This is a genomic window from Aeromicrobium sp. (genome assembly GCF_036676885.1).
Classification (GTDB): Bacteria; Actinomycetota; Actinomycetes; order Propionibacteriales; family Nocardioidaceae; genus Aeromicrobium.
Window position 1 is genome coordinate 1 of record NZ_JAKFCB010000041.1, and the last position, 18596, is coordinate 18596.

The window sequence follows — 18596 nt, forward strand, 5'->3', positions numbered from 1 at the left end:
ACGACGTCGCCGTCGTGCATGACGTAGTCCTTGCCCTCCATGCGGACCTTGCCGGCCGACTTGGCCGCGGCCATCGAGCCGGCCTCGACGAGGTCGTCGAACGACACGATCTCGGCCTTGATGAAGCCGCGCTCGAAGTCCGTGTGGATCACGCCGGCGGCCTGCGGGGCGGTCGCACCCTTGGGGATCGTCCACGCGCGCGACTCCTTGGGGCCGGCGGTGAGGTACGTCTGCAGGCCGAGCGTGTCGAAGCCGACGCGGGCCAGCGCATCGAGGCCGGGCTCGTCGACGCCCATGTCGGCCAGCATCTCGGCGCGCATCGCCTCGGCCTCCTCGTCGTCGCCGAGCTCGACGAGCTCGGCCTCGGACTTGGCGTCGAGGAAGATCGCCTCGGCCGGCGCGACGATCTCGCGCATACGGGCCTTGAGGTCCTCGTCGTTGAGCTCGTCGGTGTCGCAGTTGAAGACGAACAGCTGGCGCTTGGCGCTCAGCAGGTGCAGGTCGCGGATCGCCTCGAGGTCGAGCCCGGCCTGGAACGCGCCCTTGCCGCTCTCGAGCACGGACTGGGCCTCCTTGGCGGCCTCGTACGCGGGGACGAGCGACTTGTCCTTGCGGGACTCCTTGTCGAGCCGCGGCAGCGCGTTCTCGAGGGTCTGCAGGTCGGCCAGGATCAGCTCGGTCGAGATCGTCTCGATGTCGTCCGCGGGCGAGACCTTGCCGTCCACGTGCGTCACGTCCTCGTCGCGGAACACGCGGGTGACCTGGCAGATCGCGTCGGACTCGCGGATGTGCGAGAGGAACTTGTTGCCGAGCCCCTCCCCCTCCGAGGCGCCGCGGACGATGCCCGCGATGTCGACGAACTGGACCGTCGCCGGGAGCTGACGCTCCGAGCCGAAGATCTCGGCGAGCTTGCCGAGCCGGTGGTCGGGCACGCCGACCACTCCGACGTTGGGCTCGATCGTCGCGAACGGGTAGTTCGCCGCGAGGACGTCGTTCTTGGTCAGTGCGTTGAAGAGGGTCGACTTGCCCGCGTTGGGGAGTCCGACGATGCCGATGCTGAGAGCCACGATCGACAAGCCTACGGGTTCAGGGGTGGTCGAGGCGAAACGCCCGGAGCTCCTGGTCGTACCAATCGGTCCTGAGCCCCAGATCCGTCATGCCGAGACGACGGCAGACCGCCTGCGACGCCGCGTTGTCGGGGTTCGTCACGGCGTGGAGCTCGGGTATGCCTGCGGCGAACGCCCGGTCGACGAGTGCCTGCGCGGCCTCGGTCGCATAGCCGTTGCCCCACACGTCCGGGTGGAAGTGCCAGCCGATCTCCGTGTCGTCGCGCTCGAAGCCCGCACTGCTCGGGATCGGCACGAGCATGACGATTCCGGCCGGCGATCCGGTCGCGCGCACGGAGACCAGGAAGATGCCCGTCGCCGGGTGATCGCCAGCGCGCTCCGGGGATCGGGCGATACGCGCGACGGCCTCGTCGCGGTGCTGCATCGGTATGCCCTGGCCGCTCCACCGCGCGACCTCCGGCCGCCGGAACAGGTCGAACAGGAAGTCGGCGTCGCTGTCGGCGTGCGCGCGCAGGACGAGCCGCGGGGTCTCGATCGTCTCGTCCACCACTCGGTTGTATCAGGCGGGCTCGGCACCTCGGCGCAGCGACACCAGCGTGAATGACGGCTCACGGACCGGTCGATGAACTAACGTCGTTGGCATGTCGCAGGCGGTGTCCCGCACACCCGCAGCCATGGCTCGACGCGATCCCAGCGCCCGCCAGGCGATCGTCGCCGCCTGCCTGGCGATGGCCGTGGTGACCGGCCTCGACCTCACGGACGGCCGCCTCGGTCTGGAGTTCTCGGTGGGCTTCGTGCTGATCGCCGTGACGGTGCCGATGGCGGTCGACGTACGCTCGCTGTTCCCCGCGGGCGTCCTGCCTCCGGCGCTGCTGCTCGGCAGCCTGTTGCTCGTGTGCGTGTTCGCCTCGTCGGCGATCCAGGTCGACGGGCTGGCCAAGGACGCCGGAGTGGTGGCCCGGTTCATCGCCGCTGTCATCGATCGGGGCCTGACCCTCGTGATCGGCCACGGCCTCGCGCTCGGCGTCATCGCGCTCCGCATCCTGTCCGACCGCGCCCACTGGACCCTCTGACGCCGGTCGACGTCAGCCGTTGGCCTGGTCGATGAAGCACCAGCGCCAGGCCTCGCCGGGCTCGAAGCTCCGGATGACCGGGTGCCGCGACTCGTGGTAGTGCTTCGTCGCGTGCTTGCCCGCCGACGAGTTGCAGCAACCCACGTGGCCGCACGCCATGCACAAGCGCAGGTGGACCCAGTCGTGGCCCTCGGCCAGGCACTCCTCGCAGCCCGTCGGCGTGCGCGGGTTGGGCACCACGGTGGCGTTGGCGAGGTGCTCGCACGCCGCGCCGGTGTCCGTGGGGCGCAGGTCCTGCTCGCGGTTCGCCGTCGTCTCGTCCTCGTACGCGACGTCGAGGATCGACTCCTCGATGTCCAGGGCGTTCATGACCTGCGCCAGCACGGTCTGGTCGACCGTGCCGAGCTTTCGTATGCGCAGGAGCTCCTCGCGCTCGCGCTTGATCATCTCGCCGCGGATGCGGGAGTAGAGCGCGCTCGGCGTCTCTGCACCTCCGAGGCGTTCCCACACCGCGTTCGTACGGTCGATGGCGCGCTCGCGCAGGCGGTGCATGACGGCGTCGGACACCGATTCGTGCACCTCCTCGTCGAGGTAGGCCATCCCGGCATCGGTGACGGACTGCAGCACCGTGGCCTCCTGGAGGTGGTCCTCCTGGATGTCGGGGCCGCGGACCTTGAGCCAGCGCACGAACGTCGGGATCGTCAGCCCCTGGATCAGCAGCGTGCCGACCGTCACGACGAACGCCATCAGCACCAGCACCTCCCGCTCGGGGGTGTCCTCCGGCAACAGGAACACCGCGGCGAGCGTGACGACCCCGCGCATGCCGGTCCACGCGACGAGGAACGCCGCCTGCGGCGTGGGCCTCGCCTCGGCCGCGGCGATGCTGGGGATCATCCGGGGGATGTACGTCGCCGGGAACACCCAGATGATGCGCAGCAGGATGACCGTCACCAGCACGGCGATGCACGACCAGGTGATGCGCGAGGTCGACAGGTCGCTGCGACTGAGGTCATCGACGATCGACTGGATCTGCAGGCCGATCAGCAGGAAGACCGAGTTCTCCAGGACGTACGAGATCGTGGTCCAGTTGGTGCGCTCGAACAGCCGCGAGGACGCCGACTGGATCAGCGGCGACTTGTGCCCGAGCACGACGCCTGCGACCACGACCGCCAGCACGCCCGAGGGATGCGCGTCGATGCCGGGGATGAAGATCTCCTCGGCAGGAAGGTAGGCGATCCACGGCGTCAGCAGCGACACCGCCACATCGGTGACGTCGTCCTGGATGAGCCTGCGGATGTGGCCGACGACGAACGCGACGACGAGGCCGATCAGCACGCCGCCGACGGCCGAGACCACGAACGCGCCGCTGGCCTGCCAGACGCTGACCGTGCCGGAGATCGCCGCGATCGAGGTCCGCAGCGTCACGATCGCGGTCGCGTCGTTGACCAGGCTCTCGCCCTCGAGGATCGTGATGACCCGCCGCGGCAGGCCGACCCGCCGGGCGATCGCCGTGGCTGCCACGGCATCCGGCGGCGCCACGACCGCGCCGAGCGCGAAGCCCACCGCCAGCGGGACATCGAGCAGCCTCCACACCACGAGGCCGACGCCGACCGTCGTGAACAGCACGAGCCCCACGCTCAGCAGCGCGATCGGTCGCCGGTACGTCTGGAAGTCGATCAGCGAGGTGCGGATCGCGGCGGCGTACAGCAGGGGCGGGAGCAGTCCCAGCAGGACGATCTCCGGCGTCAGCTCGAACTCGGGCACGAAGTCGAAGTACGAACCGGCGATTCCCACGACCATCAGCACCAGCGGCGCCGACAACCTCATCCGACCGGCGGCCGCGCTGACCGCGACGACGATGGTCAACAGGATCACAAGCGTCAGGGCGGTGTGCACGCGCCCATTCTCTCAGCGCGGTCCAGCGGGCGGTCCGCACGTTGCCGCTCCCACGGCCCGGGCATACCGTGAGGGAACGCCAACGACTTCCGGGGGGAAGCCATGACCGAGCTTGTCGCACGTGTCCGTCCACAACGCCGCATCGCTGCCGGCCTCGCCGCCGCGCTCACCGCCGGCACGCTGCTGGCGGTGTCGTCTGGTCCGCCCAGCACCGCGAGCGCGACGCAGTCGACGTCGTACGGCTACGGCGGCGCGGTGTCGTCCGTCGACGCGAACGCCAGCAAGATCGGGCTCGAGGTGCTCCGCAAGGGCGGCAACGCTGCCGATGCCGCGGTCGCGACGGCCTCGGCGCTCGGGGTGTCGGAGCCCTACAGCGCCGGGATCGGCGGTGGCGGCTACTTCGTCTACTACGACGCGAGCACGCGACGGGTCAGCACGATCGACGGCCGCGAGACGGCCCCGGCGGGCATGACGCACGACGCGTTCATCGACCCGGCGACCGGCAAGCCGTACAAGTTCACGCCCGACCTCGTGTCGTCCGGTGTCGCGGTCGGCGTGCCCGGAACGCTGGCGACGTGGGACGCGGCGCTCAAGCGGTTCGGCACCCGCTCCCTCGCCCGTACGCTCGCACCGTCGATCGAGCTGGCCCGCAAGGGATTCGTCGTCGACAACACGTTCCGGAGCCAGACCCTCGACAACAAGGCGCGCTTCGCGGCGTTCCCCGACACCGCCGAGCTGTTCCTCCCCGGCGGCGACGCCCCTCAGGTGGGCACGACGTTCCGCAACCCCGACCTCGCCGACACACTGAGCCGGATCGCGGCGAAGGGCACCGACGCGTTCTACCGCGGACCGCTGGCCGCCGAGATCGCCGATGTCGTGCAGGACCCGGTCAAGGACCCCGCCTCGGCGCTCCCGGCACCGGCCGGGTCGATGACGACGGACGACCTCGCGGCGTACCGGGTCAAGCGGCAGGACCCGACGAAGGTGTCCTATCGCGGCCTCGACGTCTACGGCATGGCGCCGTCGTCGTCCGGTGGCACCTCGGTCGGTGAGGCGCTCAACATCCTCGAGAACTACGACCTCGGCGGCGGCTCGCAGACGGCCCAGAGCCTGCACCTCTACCTCGAGGCGTCGGCGCGGGCGTTCGCGGATCGCGGCGCGTACGTCGGCGATCCGGCCTACGTCGACGTGCCGACCGAGACGCTGCTGAGCCAGTCGTTCGCCGACTCACGGGCGTGCACGATCGACGCCGATCATGCGTCACCCAAGCCTGTGAGCCCGGGTGCGTTGGACGCGACCGGTTGCCAGACGTCACCACAGACTGACCCTGGTGACACCGAGAACGTCTCGACGACGCACCTCTCGGTCGTCGACAAGTGGGGCAACGCCGCGGCGTACACGCTGACGATCGAGCAGACCGGCGGCTCGGCGATGACGGTGCCGGGGCGCGGCTTCCTGCTCAACAACGAGCTGACCGACTTCAGCACGGTGTACGACCCCAAGGACCCCAACCGCATCGAGCCCGGCAAGCGCCCGCGCTCGTCGATGTCGCCGACGATCGTGCTCGAGGACGGCAAGGTCAAGCTCGTCCTCGGGTCGCCGGGCGGCGCGACGATCATCACGACGGTGCTGCAGATCCTGCTCAACCGGGTCGACCTCGGCATGACGCTGCCCGAGGCGGTCGCGGCACCTCGCGCGTCGCAGCGCAATGCCGCGGCGACGCCGGCGGAGCCGGAGTTCATCCAGGCGTACGAGGGACTGTTGGCGCCGTACGGTCAGGTGCTCACGCCGTCGGGTGACCAGTTCACCTCGGCGGCGGAGATCGGCGCCGCGGCGACGATCGAGGTCGGCCCGGGCGGTCAGCTGACGGCAGCGGCGGAGCCACGTCGCCGAGGCGGCGGCACGGCTTTGGTGGTGCGCCCCACCGGTGGTTGAGGACTCGCCGGTCGAGCAGCCGACGAGCTCTGCGAGGAGGCGTACCGAGACCAGGTGACGCCGCGCGCTCAGCCGTGGGCGGCTTCGGCCGCGGCGACCTTCATGTCGCGGCGGAGCTCCGGGGGCAGCGCGAAGATCAGGCTCTCGTCGGCCGTGCGTACGGCCTGGGCGCCCGGGTGGCCGCGCTCGGCGAGGTAGCCCAACACCTCCTGCACCAGGTCGTCCGGCACCGAGGCGCCTGACGTGACGCCGACGTTCTGGACACCATCGAGCCACGACTCGTCGATCTCCGAGATGTCGTCGATGCGGTAGGACGCCTTGGCGCCGGCCTCCAGCGCGACCTCGACGAGGCGTACGGAGTTGGAGGAGTTGGCCGAGCCCACGACGATGACCAGATCGGCGTTCTTGGCGATCTCCTTGACCGCGACCTGGCGGTTCTGGGTGGCGTAGCAGATGTCGTCGCTGGGCGGGTCCTCCAGCTGCGGGAACTTCTCGCGCAGCCGGCGTACGGTCTCCATCGTCTCGTCGACGCTGAGCGTGGTCTGCGACAGCCACGACAGCCGGGTGCCCTCGGGGAACTCGAGGCCGTCGACGTCGTCCGGGGTCTGCACGAGCGTGATGTGGTCGGGCGCCTCACCGGCGGTGCCCTCGACCTCTTCGTGCCCCTCGTGCCCGATCAGCAGGATGCGGTAGCCCTCGTTGGCGAAGCGGCGGGCCTCGTGGTGCACCTTGGTCACCAGCGGGCAGGTCGCGTCGATCGTCTTGAGACTGCGCTCGGCCGCCTCGGCGTGCACCATCGGCGAGACGCCGTGTGCGGAGAACACCACGGTCGCGCCCTCGGGGACCTCGTCGAGCTCCTCGACGAAGATCGCGCCGCGGTCCCGCAGGTTGTTGACGACGTGCTTGTTGTGCACGATCTCCTTGCGTACGTAGACCGGGGCGCCGTAGAGGTCGAGCGCCTTCTCCACCGTGATCACGGCGCGGTCGACGCCGGCGCAGTAGCCGCGCGGGTCGGCCAGCAACACGCTGCCTCCGACGGGGGGCATGCCGAGCTCGATCGTGGAAGACATGTGGACGAGTCTAACGGTGTCGTCCGAAGACCCTAGGGTGTCGGTATGGCCCTGGAGACGACCGCGGACTCACCCGCGCCGCTGCGGCAGATCTCCCAGTTGATCGACGGCTACATCGGCCGGCTCGGCGCGGTCTGGGTCGAGGCCGAGATCGCCCAGCTGACCCGTCGTCAGGGCGTCTGCTTCCTCACGCTGCGCGACCTCGTCGCCAAGATCTCGATCGACGCGACGTGCCACGCCAGCATCCTCGACGCCTCCCCCACGCCGATCACCGAGGGCTCGCGCGTCATCGTCCACGCCAAGCCGTCGTTCTACCTGCCGCGCGGCCAGCTCGCGCTCGAGCTGCGTGAGATCCGCCCGCAGGGCGAGGGCCAGCTGCTCGCCCAGCTCGAGCGCCGCAAGCAGCTGTTGGCCGCCGAGGGCCTGTTCGATCCCCGGTTCAAGAAGACCTTGCCGCTCCTCCCCCGCGGCATCGGCCTGATCACCGGCAAGAACTCCGCCGCCGAGCGCGACGTCCTCCAGAACGCCCGCCTGCGGTGGCCCGACGTACGCTTCGTGGTCCGCCACGCGCTGATGCAGGGCAACGGGTCGGCGCTCGACGTCATGCGCTGCCTCAAGGAGCTGTCGTCCGACGCCTCGGTCGACGTCATCGTGATCGCGCGGGGCGGCGGCTCGGTCGAGGACCTGCTGCCGTTCTCCGACGAGGCGCTCATCCGCGCGGTCCACGCCTGCCCCACGCCGGTCGTCAGCGCGATCGGCCACGAGCCCGACAGCCCGATCCTCGACCTCGTCGCCGACCTCCGCGTCTCGACACCCACCGACGCCGCCAAGCGCATCGTGCCCGACGTACGCGAGGAGCTCGCCGGCCTTGCCGCGATGCGCGAGCGCTCGACATACGCGATCCGGGCGATCCTGGGCCGCGAGATCCAGGGCCTCGCCGCGATCCGCTCCCGCCCGGTCCTGGCCAACCCCACGACCCTCGTCGACGCCCAGCAGCGCCTGATCCACGAGTCCCGCGACCGGGCCCGGCGCTCGCTCGGCCACCGGCTCGACCGGGCGCATGACGAGGTCGGCCACCACCTGGCCCGCGTACGCGCGCTGTCACCGCTCGCGACGCTCGAGCGTGGCTACGCCGTCGCCCAGCTGCCCGACGGCACCGTCGTCACCTCGATCGACCAGGTCACGGTCGACGACGAGCTCACCGTCCGCGTGTCCGACGGCGTCGTGGGCACCCGCACCCTAAGCAAGGAAGAGATGCCCCATGGCTGAGACACCGACGACTCCCGAGATCCCCTACGAGCAGGCCCGCGACGAGCTCATCTCGGTCGTGCAGAAGCTCGAGGTCGGGGGCACGAGCCTCGAGGAGTCGATCGCGCTGTGGGAGCGCGGCGAGGTGCTCGCCGGCATCTGCCAGCAGTGGCTCGACGGGGCCCGCAGCCGGCTCGCTGCAGCAGCCGGACTCGACGCCGAGGACGACGCCGCCGAGTGACCTCCGGACCGGCGTCACGCGGCCTATCATCGTGACTCCACGCGGATTGGGGGTCAGGTATGTCGATCGACGCCCTCGACCTGTTCGGAGACCCGTCGATCCTCAAGGTCTCCGCGACGGACGTCGCGTCGGCCGACCAGTGTCCCCGGCATCTCGCGCTCAAGATCCGTCCGGACGTCAAGTCCCGCCGGTGGCGCCGCTCGTTCGGCTCCGAGAAGACGTTCGTCCTCGGCATCGTGACCGATCTCGTACGCGCGGCGCACTCGTCCGAATGGGCGCATGACCCGCAGCACCTCGCCGGCTGGATCGCGCAGGAGCTCGAGCGGCGACGCGTCCACCGGCTGCTGCGGCCGTACGCCACCGTCGCCGTGACCAACATCCTCGAGGCGCACTGGGACATCGAGGACGAGATCGGGCCTCTTCAGCTGTTCCAGTCCGACCCGTCGATCGGCACGGTCGAACGCACGCTGACGGTGTGGGGGCCGCTCTACCGCACGGACGACGGCGTACGCGAGGTGCGGCGCTACCGGCTCGGCCCGGCACACGTCGAGCCGACCGCCGACGACCTGCTGTGGGTCAGCACCGCCGCCCAGGTCGGTGCCGGTTTCCCGTCGCGGGACACCCCCGTACGCATCCGGGTCGTCGAGATCGGAGCCGCCGACGGCAGCATCGCGGTGCTGTTCGACGGGTCGCCCGCCGACGCCGATGAGCGGTTCTCGGCCGAGGCCAAGCATGTCGCCGGCAACCTCGGCGACCTCGGCCACGCGACTCCGGGCCGCGAGTGCGCCAACTGCAAGGTCGCCGGTGCGTGCGACGCGTTGATCCCGCTGCCGGAGGTCCTCGGCCAGCCGATCAAGGGGTACGCCTCGCGGTCCATCTCGCCGTCCGAGCTCGACCGCTATCAGCGTTGCCCCGCCCAGTGGCTCCTGTCGTCAGATCTCAACCTGCCCAAGGACCAGGACTACTCGGGTGCCCAGACCCGTGGCCTGCTGGTCCACACCTGGCTCGAGGCCGCCCACGCGCGCGGGGTCGGGTGCAGCGACGAGGACCTGCCGGCGCCCGGCGGTGACCTCGGACTCGCCGCGACGGTCATGGACGCCGCGGACTACGCGATCGCCCATCCCTACCTGCGGCACCACGTCGCGAGCTGCCCGCTCGCCACCGACGGCGTCGCGTACGTCGCGAGCGAGACGGCGATCCACGGCTTCGACCACGACGCGGAGGTCATCGCCGTGACGAAGCCCGACCTGGTGTTCCGCGTCGGCGACCGGCTCGTGGCCCGCGAGGTCAAGACCACCGCCACGCTTCCCGCCGGAGGGGCCGACGACGTCTACGCCGACAACCTGCAGGTGCCGTTCCTGCTGTCGATGCTGGCGGCGGGCGTCGCGGAGGCTCACGGCTGCACGACCGCGACGGTCGAGGTCGAGATGCTGACCCCGGACACCGGCGAGGTCTACGCCTGGGACCTCGAGGAGCCGGGACTGGCCGAGGCGGTCAGGGCCGACGTCGCTGCGGCAGCGCGCGACTGGCACGTCGACGCGGAGTGGAACACCCGCCCCGGGGCCCACTGCGCGTGGTGTCCCGTACGCCAGTGGTGTCCCGACCGCCAGGTCTACGAGAACGCCGATGTCGCGGGCGCGCCTGCGGCGGACCCGGCCGACGAGCCGGCGCCGTTCTAGGACGTGGAGAGCGAGGAGATGTAGTCCTCGATCACTCGGCGGGAGGGCGTCCCGACCACCACCGTCGTGGCGTCACCATCTCGGCGCACGTACGTCGTGCGGTCCTGCGGGCCCTTGCGCACGCTCCACGTCTCACCCTCGATGTCGGCCGTACCGTCGGCCCTGCTGCCGTCCGCGAACCGTTCGACCGCCCGGTCGACGCTCACGCTGGCCTGGTCGAGGCCGATGTACTCCTCGTCGTCCGTCAGGACGCCGAGGTGCCACCCGTCGATGTCGAAGGTCGCCCGATTCGCCTGCCAGCCCTTCGGCAGGCTCGGCGGCGCGAGCACCGCGAAGTCCGCGACCGGCCTGACCTGATCGACGATCGTGGCGTAGTCGACTGCGGGCGCGGGGGTCTCCGGCTCACGCGTGAAGAACTGGCCGACGCCGTACAGCGTGAGGACGATCAGGCCGAGCACGACGACGGATCGGACGACGTCACCCATCGCCGGATTGCCGCGGGTCGATCGTGGCTCGCTCATCGATGTCACTTTACGGGGCGTGATCAGCGCCAACGCGACCGGTCACAACACCGCTACCGACCGGTACGATGAGCCTGTGGACAGCCTTCAGCCCGCCGCACAGGCGCCCGACCGCAACCTCGCCCTCGACCTCGTCCGGGTGACGGAGGCCGGAGCCATGGCCGCCGGCCGCTGGGTGGGCCGCGGCGACAAGAACGGCGCCGACGGCGTCGCGGTCAACGCGATGCGCACCCTCATCAACACGGTGCAGATGAACGGCGTCGTCGTGATCGGCGAGGGCGAGAAGGACGAAGCCCCGATGCTGTTCAACGGCGAGCACGTCGGCGATGGCACCGGCCCCGACTGCGATGTCGCGGTCGACCCGATCGACGGCACGACGCTGACCGCCAAGAGCCTGCCCAACGCCGTCTCGGTCATGGCCGTGGCGCCGCGAGGCTCGATGTACGACCCGTCGGCCGTCTTCTACATGGAGAAGCTCATCGCCGGGCCCGAGGCCGCCGACGTCGTCGACATCCGGCTGCCCGTCGCCGAGAACATCGCGCTCGTCGCCAAGGCCAAGGGCATCCGCAACAGCGACGTCACGGTCTGCGTGCTCGACCGGCCCCGCCACCAGTCGCTGGTCGACGAGATCCGCGCCGCCGGCGCCCGCATCAAGTTCATCATCGACGGCGACGTAGCCGGCGGCATCACCGCGGCGCGGCCCGACACCGGCGTCGACCTGCTGGTCGGCATCGGCGGCACCCCCGAGGGCATCATCACGGCGTGCGCCATCAAGGCGATCGGCGGGACGATCCAGGGCAGGCTGTGGCCGATCGACGACGACGAGCGCCAGCGCGCGATCGACGCGGGCCACGACCTCGACCGGGTGCTCTACACCAACGACCTGGTCGACGCCGACGACTGCTTCTTCGTCGCGACCGGCATCACGGACGGTGAGCTGATGGCGGGCGTGCGTTACGGCGCCGGCAAGGCCTACACCGAGTCGATCGTCATGCGCTCGCGCAGCGGCACGATCCGCAAGATCACGAGTGAGCACCAGCTCGCCAAGCTCAAGGCCTACTCCACGGTCGACTACGAGCACTGAGGCGGGATGAAGAGGTCCGGGGAACAGTTCGCGTCGCTGCCGTCTGGCATCGACATCTGCTACGAGACGTTCGGCAACCCCGAGGATCCCGCGATCCTGTTGGTCATGGGCCTCGGCGGGCCGATGGGCTGGTGGTCGGACGACTTCTGCGAACGCCTCTCGGGGCGGGGCTACTTCGTCATCCGCTACGACAACCGAGACACCGGACGCTCCACCAAGCTGCGGCAGCACAGGGTCGGCAAGCTCGACCTGGTGCGGGCGTTCGCCGGCCTCGGCAAGCCGCCGTACGGCATCAGTGACCTGGCCGACGATGCGTTCGGCGTGCTCGACCACCTGGGCATCCAACGCGTGCACCTCGTCGGGGTCTCGATGGGGGGCATGATCGTGCAGACCATGGCGATCGCCCAGCCCGAGCGGGCGATGTCGATGACGTCGATCATGTCGACGACCGGCAACCGCCGGGTCGGCTGGCAGCACCCCCGGATCCTCCCGGCGCTGCTGTCCTCGGCCGGCTCGACCCGCGACTCGTACGTCGCACGGTCGCTGCGCACCTCCACGATCCTCGCCTCCCCGGCGTTCCCGGGCGACGAGGAGACGGCCCGGGCGCGCGCCTACGAGACGTACGACCGGGGCTGGACCGCCAGCGGGGTCACCCGGCACATGCTTGCCGTCCTGGCGCAGCCCGACCGCACCAAGGACCTCGCCAAGCTCGACCTGCCGGTCACGGTCATCCACGGCCTCAGCGATCCGCTGGTGCACCGCTCCGGCGGCAGGGCCGTGGCCAACGCCGTCCCGGGCGCCGAGCACATCGAGATCGCCGGGCTCGGACATGACCTGCCGGTCCAGCTCTACGACACGTACGTCGACGCGATCGTGCGTACGGCCGAGCGCTCCGTCTCTCACTGATCCGCATCTGCGGGCTGTTCGAGGGCTGTGCAGCCGCAGATGATGCCCTAGAGTGCGATACATGTCGCACGTACGGATCTCCGATGCTGCCCGCTTCCTCGGCGTCAGCGATGACACCGTACGGCGGTGGGTCGGCGCCGGCACGTTGTCATCGGTGACCGACGCGGCCGGGCGCATGGCGATCGAGGGACGCGAGCTCGCGAAGTTCGCGAAGTCCCACGCCGCCTCGCCGCACCACACCCGCTCGGCCAGCTCGGCCCGCAACCGGTTCGTCGGGCTCGTGACCGACGTCAAGGCCGACGCCGTCATGGCGCAGGTCGAGATGCAGTGCGGGCCGTTCCGCGTCGTGTCACTGATGAGCAGCGAGGCGGTCGAGGAGCTCGGGCTCGAGCCGGGGTCCGTCGCCGTCGCGGTCATCAAGTCGACCAACGTCATCATCGAGACGCTGGAGGGCGCGTCGTGAGGCGACTCGCCGCCCTCGCGCTGCTGCTCACCGCCGTCGCTGCCTGCGGCACTGACGAGACGCCCAATACGTCGACGATCACCGTGTTCGCCGCGGCATCGCTCAAGGGCGCGTTCACCGAGATCGGCGAGAAGTTCGAGGCCGAGCACGAGGGCGTGACGGTGCGGTTCAACTTCGGCGGGTCGGCCGATCTCGTGGCACAGCTCCAGCAGGGCGCCCAGGCGGACGTGCTGGCCACCGCAGACGAAGCGACGATGACGAAGGCAACCGACGACGGCCTGGTCGAGGCTCTTGCCTACCTGGGAACCAACACGCTCGAGATCGCCACACCGCCTGCCAATCCCGCGAACGTCGACTCGATCGACGACCTCACCAGTCCCGACGTCAAGGTGGTCGTGTGCGCGCCGGAGGTGCCGTGCGGCGCCGCGGCCGCTCGAGCCGAGCAGGCCGCCGGCGTCGACATCTCGCCGGTCAGCGAGGAGCAGTCGGTGACCGACGTCCTGGGCAAGGTCATCTCGGGAGAGGCCGACGCGGGCCTCGTCTACGCCACCGACGTCAAGGCCGCCGGGGACAAGGTCCATGGCGTGCCGTTCCCCGAGGCCGCGACGGTGGTCAACAAGTATCCGCTCGCAGCGCTGGCCCGAAGCACGCATGAGCCGGTCAGTCAGGAGTTCGTCGACTTCGTCACGGGGCCGGAGGGTCAGGCCGTTCTCGGCGCCGCGGGGTTCGGGAAGCGGCCGTGAACGCCGCGCAGCAGTCCGGTGTCCCCCGCTGGATGGTCGTGCCCGCGGCGCTGGGCGCTGCCTTCATCGTGCTGCCGCTCGTCGCACTGGCGTCACGCGTCGAGTGGGGCGACTTCTTCTCACTGATCACGTCCGAGTCGTCGCGGGCTGCGCTGTGGCTGAGCCTGCGTACGTCCGCCATGAGCACGCTCCTGTGCATCGTCCTCGGCGTACCAATGGCGCTGGTTCTCGCCCGTATGTCATTCCGCGGGCAGTCGGTGCTGCGGTCGATCGTGCTGCTCCCCCTCGTGCTGCCGCCTGTCGTCGGCGGCATCGCACTGCTCTACACGTTCGGCCGGCAGGGCCTGCTCGGCGAGACGATCGACGTGCTCGGCCTGCAGATCGCGTTCTCCACGACCGCGGTCGTCATCGCGCAGACGTTCGTCGCGCTGCCGTTCATGGTGGTGAGCCTGGAGGGCACGCTCCGCACGGCCGGGGAGCGCTACGAGGTGGTCGCCGCGACGCTCGGGGCCCGGCCCACCACGGTCCTGCGACGGGTGACCCTCCCCCTGGTGCTGCCGGGACTGGCGGCCGGCGCCGTGCTGTCGTTCGCCCGCGCGCTGGGCGAGTTCGGCGCCACGATCACGTTCGCGGGCAGCCTCGAGGGTGTGACGCGGACGCTGCCGCTCGAGATCTACCTGCAGCGCGAGAGCGACCCGGACGCTGCCGTCGCGCTCTCACTCGTGCTGGTCGTCGTCGCGGTGCTGGTCATCGGGCTCGTACGCGGGTCGAGGAGCAACGCGCTGTGACGCTCCACATCGACGCGACGATCAACGCCCGCGACGTCGACGTCTCGCTCGAGGTCGCGCCCGGTGAGATCGTCGCGATTCTCGGGCCCAACGGCGCCGGCAAGTCGACCGTGCTCGCCGCGATCGCCGGAGTGCTGCGGCCCGACTCCGGCCGGGCAACCCTCGACGACGACGTCCTGTTCGACCTCGATGCCGGGGCCTGGCAGCCGGCACACACCCGCGGCACGGCGCTGCTCGCGCAGGACCCGCTGCTGTTCCCGCACCTCAGCGTCGTCGACAACGTCGCGTTCGGGCCGCGCAGCGCCGGGCGTACCCGATCGCAGTCCCGCGCCGCCGCCCTGACCTGGCTGGAGACGGTCGACGCCGCAGACCTGGAGCACCGGCGCCCCGCCGAGCTGTCCGGCGGCCAGGCCCAGCGCATCGCGGTCGCCCGGGCGCTCGCCGCCGAGCCGCGGCTGCTGCTGCTCGACGAGCCGATGGCCGCGCTCGACATCACGGTCGTCCCGGCGATGCGCCAGGTGCTCAGGCGGGTGCTCGCGGGTCGCAGCGCGATCATCGTGACGCATGACGTGCTCGACGCCCTGCTGCTCGCCGATCGCGTGCTCGTCATGGAGGGCGGCCGGATCGTCGAGGAAGGTCCGACCCGCGACGTGCTCGAGCGGCCGCGGAGCACGTACGGCGCGGGGATCGCCGGGCTCAACCTGATGCGCGGACGCTCGGTCGCGGGCGCCGTACGTACGCTGTCGGGGTCGACCGTCGCCGGGTTGTCGGAGGAGCCGGTGCCCGATGACAGCGAAGCGGTCGCGGTGTTCAGCCCCAGCGCGGTCGGCGTGTACGTCGAGCCGCCCGCCGGAAGCCCTCGCAACGTGTTCGCCGCGACGATCCGCGAGCTGGAGCCCCACGGCGCACAGGTGCGCGTACGCACCGACGAGCTGAGCGCCGACGTGACCCTGCCGGTCGTCGCAGAGCTCGGCCTGGCGCCCGGCAGGGACGTCTTCCTCGTGGTCAAGGCCAGCGAGGTCACGATCTATCCCGCCTGACCCCACGCTGGGAGTGACGTTCTGCAGCCTCCCGTCGGCGTGTCGCCTGCAGAACGTCACGCTCAGCGTCGGGTGGGGACTCCTAGGCTGGACGTATGACCGGGCCGACCCTGCGGCGCCGAGACGACGGTGCCCTCGAGCTGCGGGTCAACGGCGTGTTCGTCATGGACGACGTCGAGACCTCGTCGGAGCAGGCCCTGGCTCGTACGGTCCTCGACCTGGGTGCGCGCGAGATCCTGGTCGGCGGGCTCGGGCTGGGCTACACACTCCGCGCGCTGCTGGCATCACCGCAGGTCACCCGCATCATCGTCGCCGAGCTGCACCCGCAGATCGTCGGCTGGATGCGCGACGGCACGATCCCCGGCGCCGACCTGCTGACCGATGAACGCACACAGGTCGTGGTCGGCGACGTACGCGATGTCGTGGCTGCGCAGTCGCCGGCGTCGCTCGACGCGATCGCGCTCGACGTCGACAACGGGCCCGACTTCCTCGTGCACGAAGACAATGCCGGTGTCTACGAAGGCGACTTCGTCGAGCTGTGCGCGTCGCGGCTGCGACCCGGAGGACACGTCTGCGTCTGGTCCATGGCGCCGTCGCGGAGCCTCACCACGAGCCTGGGCGCCGCGTTGACCGACGTTCGGGAGGAAGCCATCGCCGTACGACTCCAGGACCGGGACGAGCGCTACTGGATCGTGTCCGGCACCCGGCCGGACGACGTCTCCGCCGCCGACTAACGTGCAGCCATGGAGTCGCTGGATCGCACCGAGTTCGTCACCGCATGCCGCACCGCCTTCGAGCTCGCGGATTCGCGGGAGGTTGCCGGGGCGTGGGACGCCGAGAGCGCCTGCGCCGGTATGACGGTCGGCGGGCTGACCCACCACCTGCTGCGCCAGGTCTGGCACGTGACCCACCTGCTGGGCCAGCCGCCCAGGCCGGACGCGCCGATCCCGCTGCTCGACCACTACGCGCAGGCGGCCTGGGTGACCGCCGATCCGGACGACGAGGCCAATGCGTCGATCCGCGACGGCGGCAACGCGGGCGCGGCGATCGGGCACGAGGCCGTCCTCGCCGAGATCGCTCCGCTCCTGGACGACCTCGCCGAGGTGCTGCAGGCGCCACGCGACCCCGACACCGTCTTCATCCCGTGGCAGGGCTGGGCCCTGACGACCGACGACTTCCTGGTCACCCGGGCGATGGAGCTCGTCGTGCACTCCGACGACCTTGCCGCGAGTGTCGGCCTGGCCACACCGACGTTCCCCGACACGATCGCGGCGCACGTCGTCGACCTGCTCGGCGGGGTCGCGATGCGTCGCCACGGGCAGGCGGCCGTGGTCCGCGCACTGAGCCGGCCGCAGCGCGCACCGGAGACGATCTCGGCCTTCTGACGTACGACCACGTCCTGCCGGGCGTACGTCCGGACCGCAGCGATATCGTCGGAAGCATGACCGAATACCGCATCGAGCACGACACCATGGGCGAGGTCCGCGTCCCCGCCAACGCCCTCTGGCGAGCCCAGACCCAGCGCGCCGTCGAGAACTTCCCGATCTCCGGCACCCCGATCGAGTCGGCGCAGATCCGCGCCCTGGCCCAGATCAAGGCGGCCTGCGCCAAGGCCAACGCCGAGCTGGGCATCCTCGACCAGGACATCGCCGACGCGATCGTCGCGGCCGCCGAGGAGGTCGCCTCGGGCGTGCATGACGCGCAGTTCCCGATCGACGTGTTCCAGACCGGCTCGGGCACGTCGAGCAACATGAACACCAACGAGGTGCTCGCGACGCTCGCCACCAAGTCGCTCGGCAAGGACGTCCACCCCAACGACCACGTCAACGCCAGCCAGTCCTCCAACGACGTCTTCCCCACGTCGATCCACGTCGCGGCCACCGCGTCGGCGACCAACGAGCTGATCCCCGCGCTCGACCACCTCGCGACGTCGCTCGAGGCCAAGGCCAAGGAGTTCGCCGGCGTCGTCAAGTCCGGGCGTACGCACCTCATGGACGCCACGCCGGTCACCCTGGGCCAGGAGTTCGGCGGCTACGCCCACCAGATCCGCCGCGGCATCGAGCGCGTCGAGGCCTCCCTCGCGCGTACCGCCGAGGTGCCGCTCGGTGGCACGGCGGTCGGCACCGGCATCAACACGCCGATCGGGTTCCCGCAGCGGGTCATCGAGATCCTCGCCGAGAACACCGGCCTGCCGATCACCGAGGCGACCGACCACTTCGAAGCACAGAGCGCGCGCGACGGACTCGTCGAGATGTCGGGGCAGCTCCGTACGATCGCGGTCAGCCTGACCAAGATCTGCAACGACCTGCGCTGGATGGGCTCCGGCCCCCGCACGGGCCTCGGCGAGATCGCCCTGCCCGACCTGCAGCCCGGATCGAGCATCATGCCCGGCAAGGTCAACCCGGTCCTGCCCGAGGCGACGCTGATGGTCGCCGCCCAGGTCATCGGCAACGACGCGACGATCGCGACCGCCGGCGCCTCCGGCTCGTTCGAGCTCAACGTCATGCTGCCGGTCATCGGCCGCAACATCCTGGAGTCGATGCGCCTGCTCGGCAACGCGTCGCGCGTCCTCGCCGATCGCTGCATCGACGGCATCACGGCCAACGAGGAGCGCTGCCTCGAGCTCGCCGAGTCGTCGCCGTCGGTCGTCACGCCGCTCAACCGGTTCATCGGCTACGAGAACGCCGCCAAGGTCGCGAAGCAGTCGGTCAAGGAGAAGAAGACGATCCGTCAGGTCGTCATCGAGATGGGCTTCGTCGAGCGTGGCGAGATCAGCGAGGCGGACCTGGACAAGGCGCTCGACGTCATGTCCATGACCCACCCCTGACGCAAACCTCACGCT

19 protein-coding genes are annotated in these 18596 nt (G+C 70.4%); 14 read left to right on the top strand and 5 right to left on the bottom strand.

Going from position 1 to position 18596, the window contains the following annotated elements; genetic code table 11:
- Together ychF and V6M46_RS02105 are read right to left on the bottom strand one after the other, a co-directional pair.
- Window positions 1-1067 (bottom strand): redox-regulated ATPase YchF (gene ychF / locus V6M46_RS02100; RefSeq protein WP_332662089.1); only part of this gene is annotated, 1067 nt, incomplete at its 3' end.
- A gap of 19 nt (window positions 1068-1086) precedes the next feature.
- A complete protein-coding gene (locus tag V6M46_RS02105) occupies window positions 1087-1614 on the bottom strand; it encodes a GNAT family N-acetyltransferase (protein WP_332662090.1) in 528 nt (175 codons plus the stop codon).
- Window positions 1615-1708: 94 nt separating this feature from the next.
- On the opposite strand from V6M46_RS02105, the gene V6M46_RS02110 reads away from it, so the two are divergent.
- Window positions 1709-2140, top strand: a complete 432-nt coding sequence (locus tag V6M46_RS02110; protein ID WP_332662091.1) for a DUF6542 domain-containing protein — start codon at window positions 1709-1711, stop codon at window positions 2138-2140.
- 12 nt (window positions 2141-2152) lie between these two features.
- Here the strand turns inward: V6M46_RS02110 and V6M46_RS02115 are convergent, their stop codons facing one another.
- Complete coding sequence (locus V6M46_RS02115; RefSeq protein ID WP_332662092.1) at window positions 2153-4036, bottom strand: Na+/H+ antiporter; 1884 nt, start codon at window positions 4034-4036, stop codon at window positions 2153-2155.
- A 102-nt stretch (window positions 4037-4138) separates the two neighbouring features.
- Here V6M46_RS02115 and ggt point away from each other — a divergent pair, with 102 nt between their 5' ends.
- Window positions 4139-5971: a gamma-glutamyltransferase gene (ggt, locus tag V6M46_RS02120; RefSeq protein ID WP_332662093.1), complete on the top strand. Its 1833-nt coding sequence runs from the start codon at window positions 4139-4141 to the stop codon at window positions 5969-5971.
- A gap of 68 nt (window positions 5972-6039) precedes the next feature.
- Here ggt and V6M46_RS02125 read toward each other — a convergent pair whose 3' ends face one another.
- A complete protein-coding gene (locus tag V6M46_RS02125; protein WP_332662094.1) occupies window positions 6040-7041 on the bottom strand; it encodes a 4-hydroxy-3-methylbut-2-enyl diphosphate reductase in 1002 nt (333 codons plus the stop codon).
- 45 nt (window positions 7042-7086) lie between these two features.
- On the opposite strand from V6M46_RS02125, the gene xseA reads away from it, so the two are divergent.
- From xseA to V6M46_RS02140, 3 genes are read left to right on the top strand one after another with little or no spacing between them, the layout of a single operon-like run.
- The gene (gene xseA, locus V6M46_RS02130) at window positions 7087-8310 is read left to right on the top strand and encodes an exodeoxyribonuclease VII large subunit (protein ID WP_332662095.1); all 1224 of its coding nucleotides are present in this window, start codon (window positions 7087-7089) and stop codon (window positions 8308-8310) included.
- Window positions 8303-8530 carry an exodeoxyribonuclease VII small subunit gene (locus V6M46_RS02135; RefSeq protein WP_332662096.1) on the top strand — a complete coding sequence of 76 codons (228 nt, stop codon included), beginning with the start codon at window positions 8303-8305 and terminating at the stop codon, window positions 8528-8530. Before xseA ends, V6M46_RS02135 begins: the two co-directional genes overlap by 8 nt.
- A gap of 59 nt (window positions 8531-8589) precedes the next feature.
- On the top strand, window positions 8590-10209 hold the full coding sequence (locus tag V6M46_RS02140) for a PD-(D/E)XK nuclease family protein (RefSeq protein ID WP_332662097.1): 1620 nt from the start codon (window positions 8590-8592) through the stop codon (window positions 10207-10209).
- Here V6M46_RS02140 and V6M46_RS02145 read toward each other — a convergent pair.
- On the bottom strand, window positions 10206-10730 hold the full coding sequence (locus V6M46_RS02145; RefSeq protein WP_332662098.1) for a DUF4245 domain-containing protein: 525 nt from the start codon (window positions 10728-10730) through the stop codon (window positions 10206-10208). The genes V6M46_RS02140 and V6M46_RS02145 overlap by 4 nt on opposite strands.
- Window positions 10731-10806: 76 nt before the next feature.
- Here V6M46_RS02145 and glpX point away from each other — a divergent pair, with 76 nt between their 5' ends.
- From glpX to V6M46_RS02190, 9 genes are all read left to right on the top strand, one after another.
- Window positions 10807-11814, top strand: coding sequence for a class II fructose-bisphosphatase (gene glpX, locus V6M46_RS02150; protein ID WP_332662100.1), 1008 nt, complete (start codon window positions 10807-10809; stop codon window positions 11812-11814).
- A 6-nt stretch (window positions 11815-11820) separates the two neighbouring features.
- On the top strand, window positions 11821-12720 hold the full coding sequence (locus V6M46_RS02155; RefSeq protein ID WP_332662101.1) for an alpha/beta fold hydrolase: 900 nt from the start codon (window positions 11821-11823) through the stop codon (window positions 12718-12720).
- Between the two features lie 61 nt (window positions 12721-12781).
- The gene (locus tag V6M46_RS02160; RefSeq protein WP_332662103.1) at window positions 12782-13183 is read left to right on the top strand and encodes a TOBE domain-containing protein; all 402 of its coding nucleotides are present in this window, start codon (window positions 12782-12784) and stop codon (window positions 13181-13183) included.
- On the top strand, window positions 13180-13926 hold the full coding sequence (gene modA, locus V6M46_RS02165; RefSeq protein WP_332662104.1) for a molybdate ABC transporter substrate-binding protein: 747 nt from the start codon (window positions 13180-13182) through the stop codon (window positions 13924-13926). The genes V6M46_RS02160 and modA overlap by 4 nt, the downstream gene beginning before the upstream one ends.
- Window positions 13923-14714, top strand: a complete 792-nt coding sequence (locus V6M46_RS02170; RefSeq protein WP_332662106.1) for an ABC transporter permease — start codon at window positions 13923-13925, stop codon at window positions 14712-14714. The genes modA and V6M46_RS02170 overlap by 4 nt, the downstream gene beginning before the upstream one ends.
- Window positions 14711-15754 (top strand): sulfate/molybdate ABC transporter ATP-binding protein, encoded by a 1044-nt coding sequence (locus V6M46_RS02175; protein ID WP_332662108.1) that lies wholly within the window; start codon window positions 14711-14713, stop codon window positions 15752-15754. Before V6M46_RS02170 ends, V6M46_RS02175 begins: the two co-directional genes overlap by 4 nt.
- 95 nt (window positions 15755-15849) lie before the next feature.
- A complete protein-coding gene (locus tag V6M46_RS02180) occupies window positions 15850-16488 on the top strand; it encodes a hypothetical protein (protein WP_332662109.1) in 639 nt (212 codons plus the stop codon).
- Window positions 16489-16497: 9 nt separating this feature from the next.
- On the top strand, window positions 16498-17139 hold the full coding sequence (locus V6M46_RS02185; protein ID WP_332662111.1) for a maleylpyruvate isomerase N-terminal domain-containing protein: 642 nt from the start codon (window positions 16498-16500) through the stop codon (window positions 17137-17139).
- A gap of 56 nt (window positions 17140-17195) precedes the next feature.
- Window positions 17196-18581, top strand: coding sequence for a class II fumarate hydratase (locus tag V6M46_RS02190; RefSeq protein WP_332662112.1), 1386 nt, complete (start codon window positions 17196-17198; stop codon window positions 18579-18581).
- The last annotated feature ends 15 nt before the right edge of the window (window positions 18582-18596 follow it).

What these genes read in the sequence shown, in the direction of transcription:
- V6M46_RS02110 (WP_332662091.1), top strand. Translation starts at nt 1,709, where the DNA reads ATGTCGCAGGCGGTGTCCCGCACACCCGCAGCCATGGCTCGACGCGAT.
- ggt (WP_332662093.1), top strand. Translation starts at nt 4,139, where the DNA reads ATGACCGAGCTTGTCGCACGTGTCCGTCCACAACGCCGCATCGCTGCC.
- V6M46_RS02125 (WP_332662094.1), bottom strand. Translation starts at nt 7,041, where the DNA reads ATGTCTTCCACGATCGAGCTCGGCATGCCCCCCGTCGGAGGCAGCGTG.
- xseA (WP_332662095.1), top strand. Translation starts at nt 7,087, where the DNA reads ATGGCCCTGGAGACGACCGCGGACTCACCCGCGCCGCTGCGGCAGATC.
- V6M46_RS02135 (WP_332662096.1), top strand. Translation starts at nt 8,303, where the DNA reads ATGGCTGAGACACCGACGACTCCCGAGATCCCCTACGAGCAGGCCCGC.
- V6M46_RS02140 (WP_332662097.1), top strand. Translation starts at nt 8,590, where the DNA reads ATGTCGATCGACGCCCTCGACCTGTTCGGAGACCCGTCGATCCTCAAG.
- V6M46_RS02145 (WP_332662098.1), bottom strand. Translation starts at nt 10,730, where the DNA reads ATGAGCGAGCCACGATCGACCCGCGGCAATCCGGCGATGGGTGACGTC.
- V6M46_RS02155 (WP_332662101.1), top strand. Translation starts at nt 11,821, where the DNA reads ATGAAGAGGTCCGGGGAACAGTTCGCGTCGCTGCCGTCTGGCATCGAC.
- V6M46_RS02160 (WP_332662103.1), top strand. Translation starts at nt 12,782, where the DNA reads ATGTCGCACGTACGGATCTCCGATGCTGCCCGCTTCCTCGGCGTCAGC.
- V6M46_RS02180 (WP_332662109.1), top strand. Translation starts at nt 15,850, where the DNA reads ATGACCGGGCCGACCCTGCGGCGCCGAGACGACGGTGCCCTCGAGCTG.
- V6M46_RS02185 (WP_332662111.1), top strand. Translation starts at nt 16,498, where the DNA reads ATGGAGTCGCTGGATCGCACCGAGTTCGTCACCGCATGCCGCACCGCC.
- V6M46_RS02190 (WP_332662112.1), top strand. Translation starts at nt 17,196, where the DNA reads ATGACCGAATACCGCATCGAGCACGACACCATGGGCGAGGTCCGCGTC.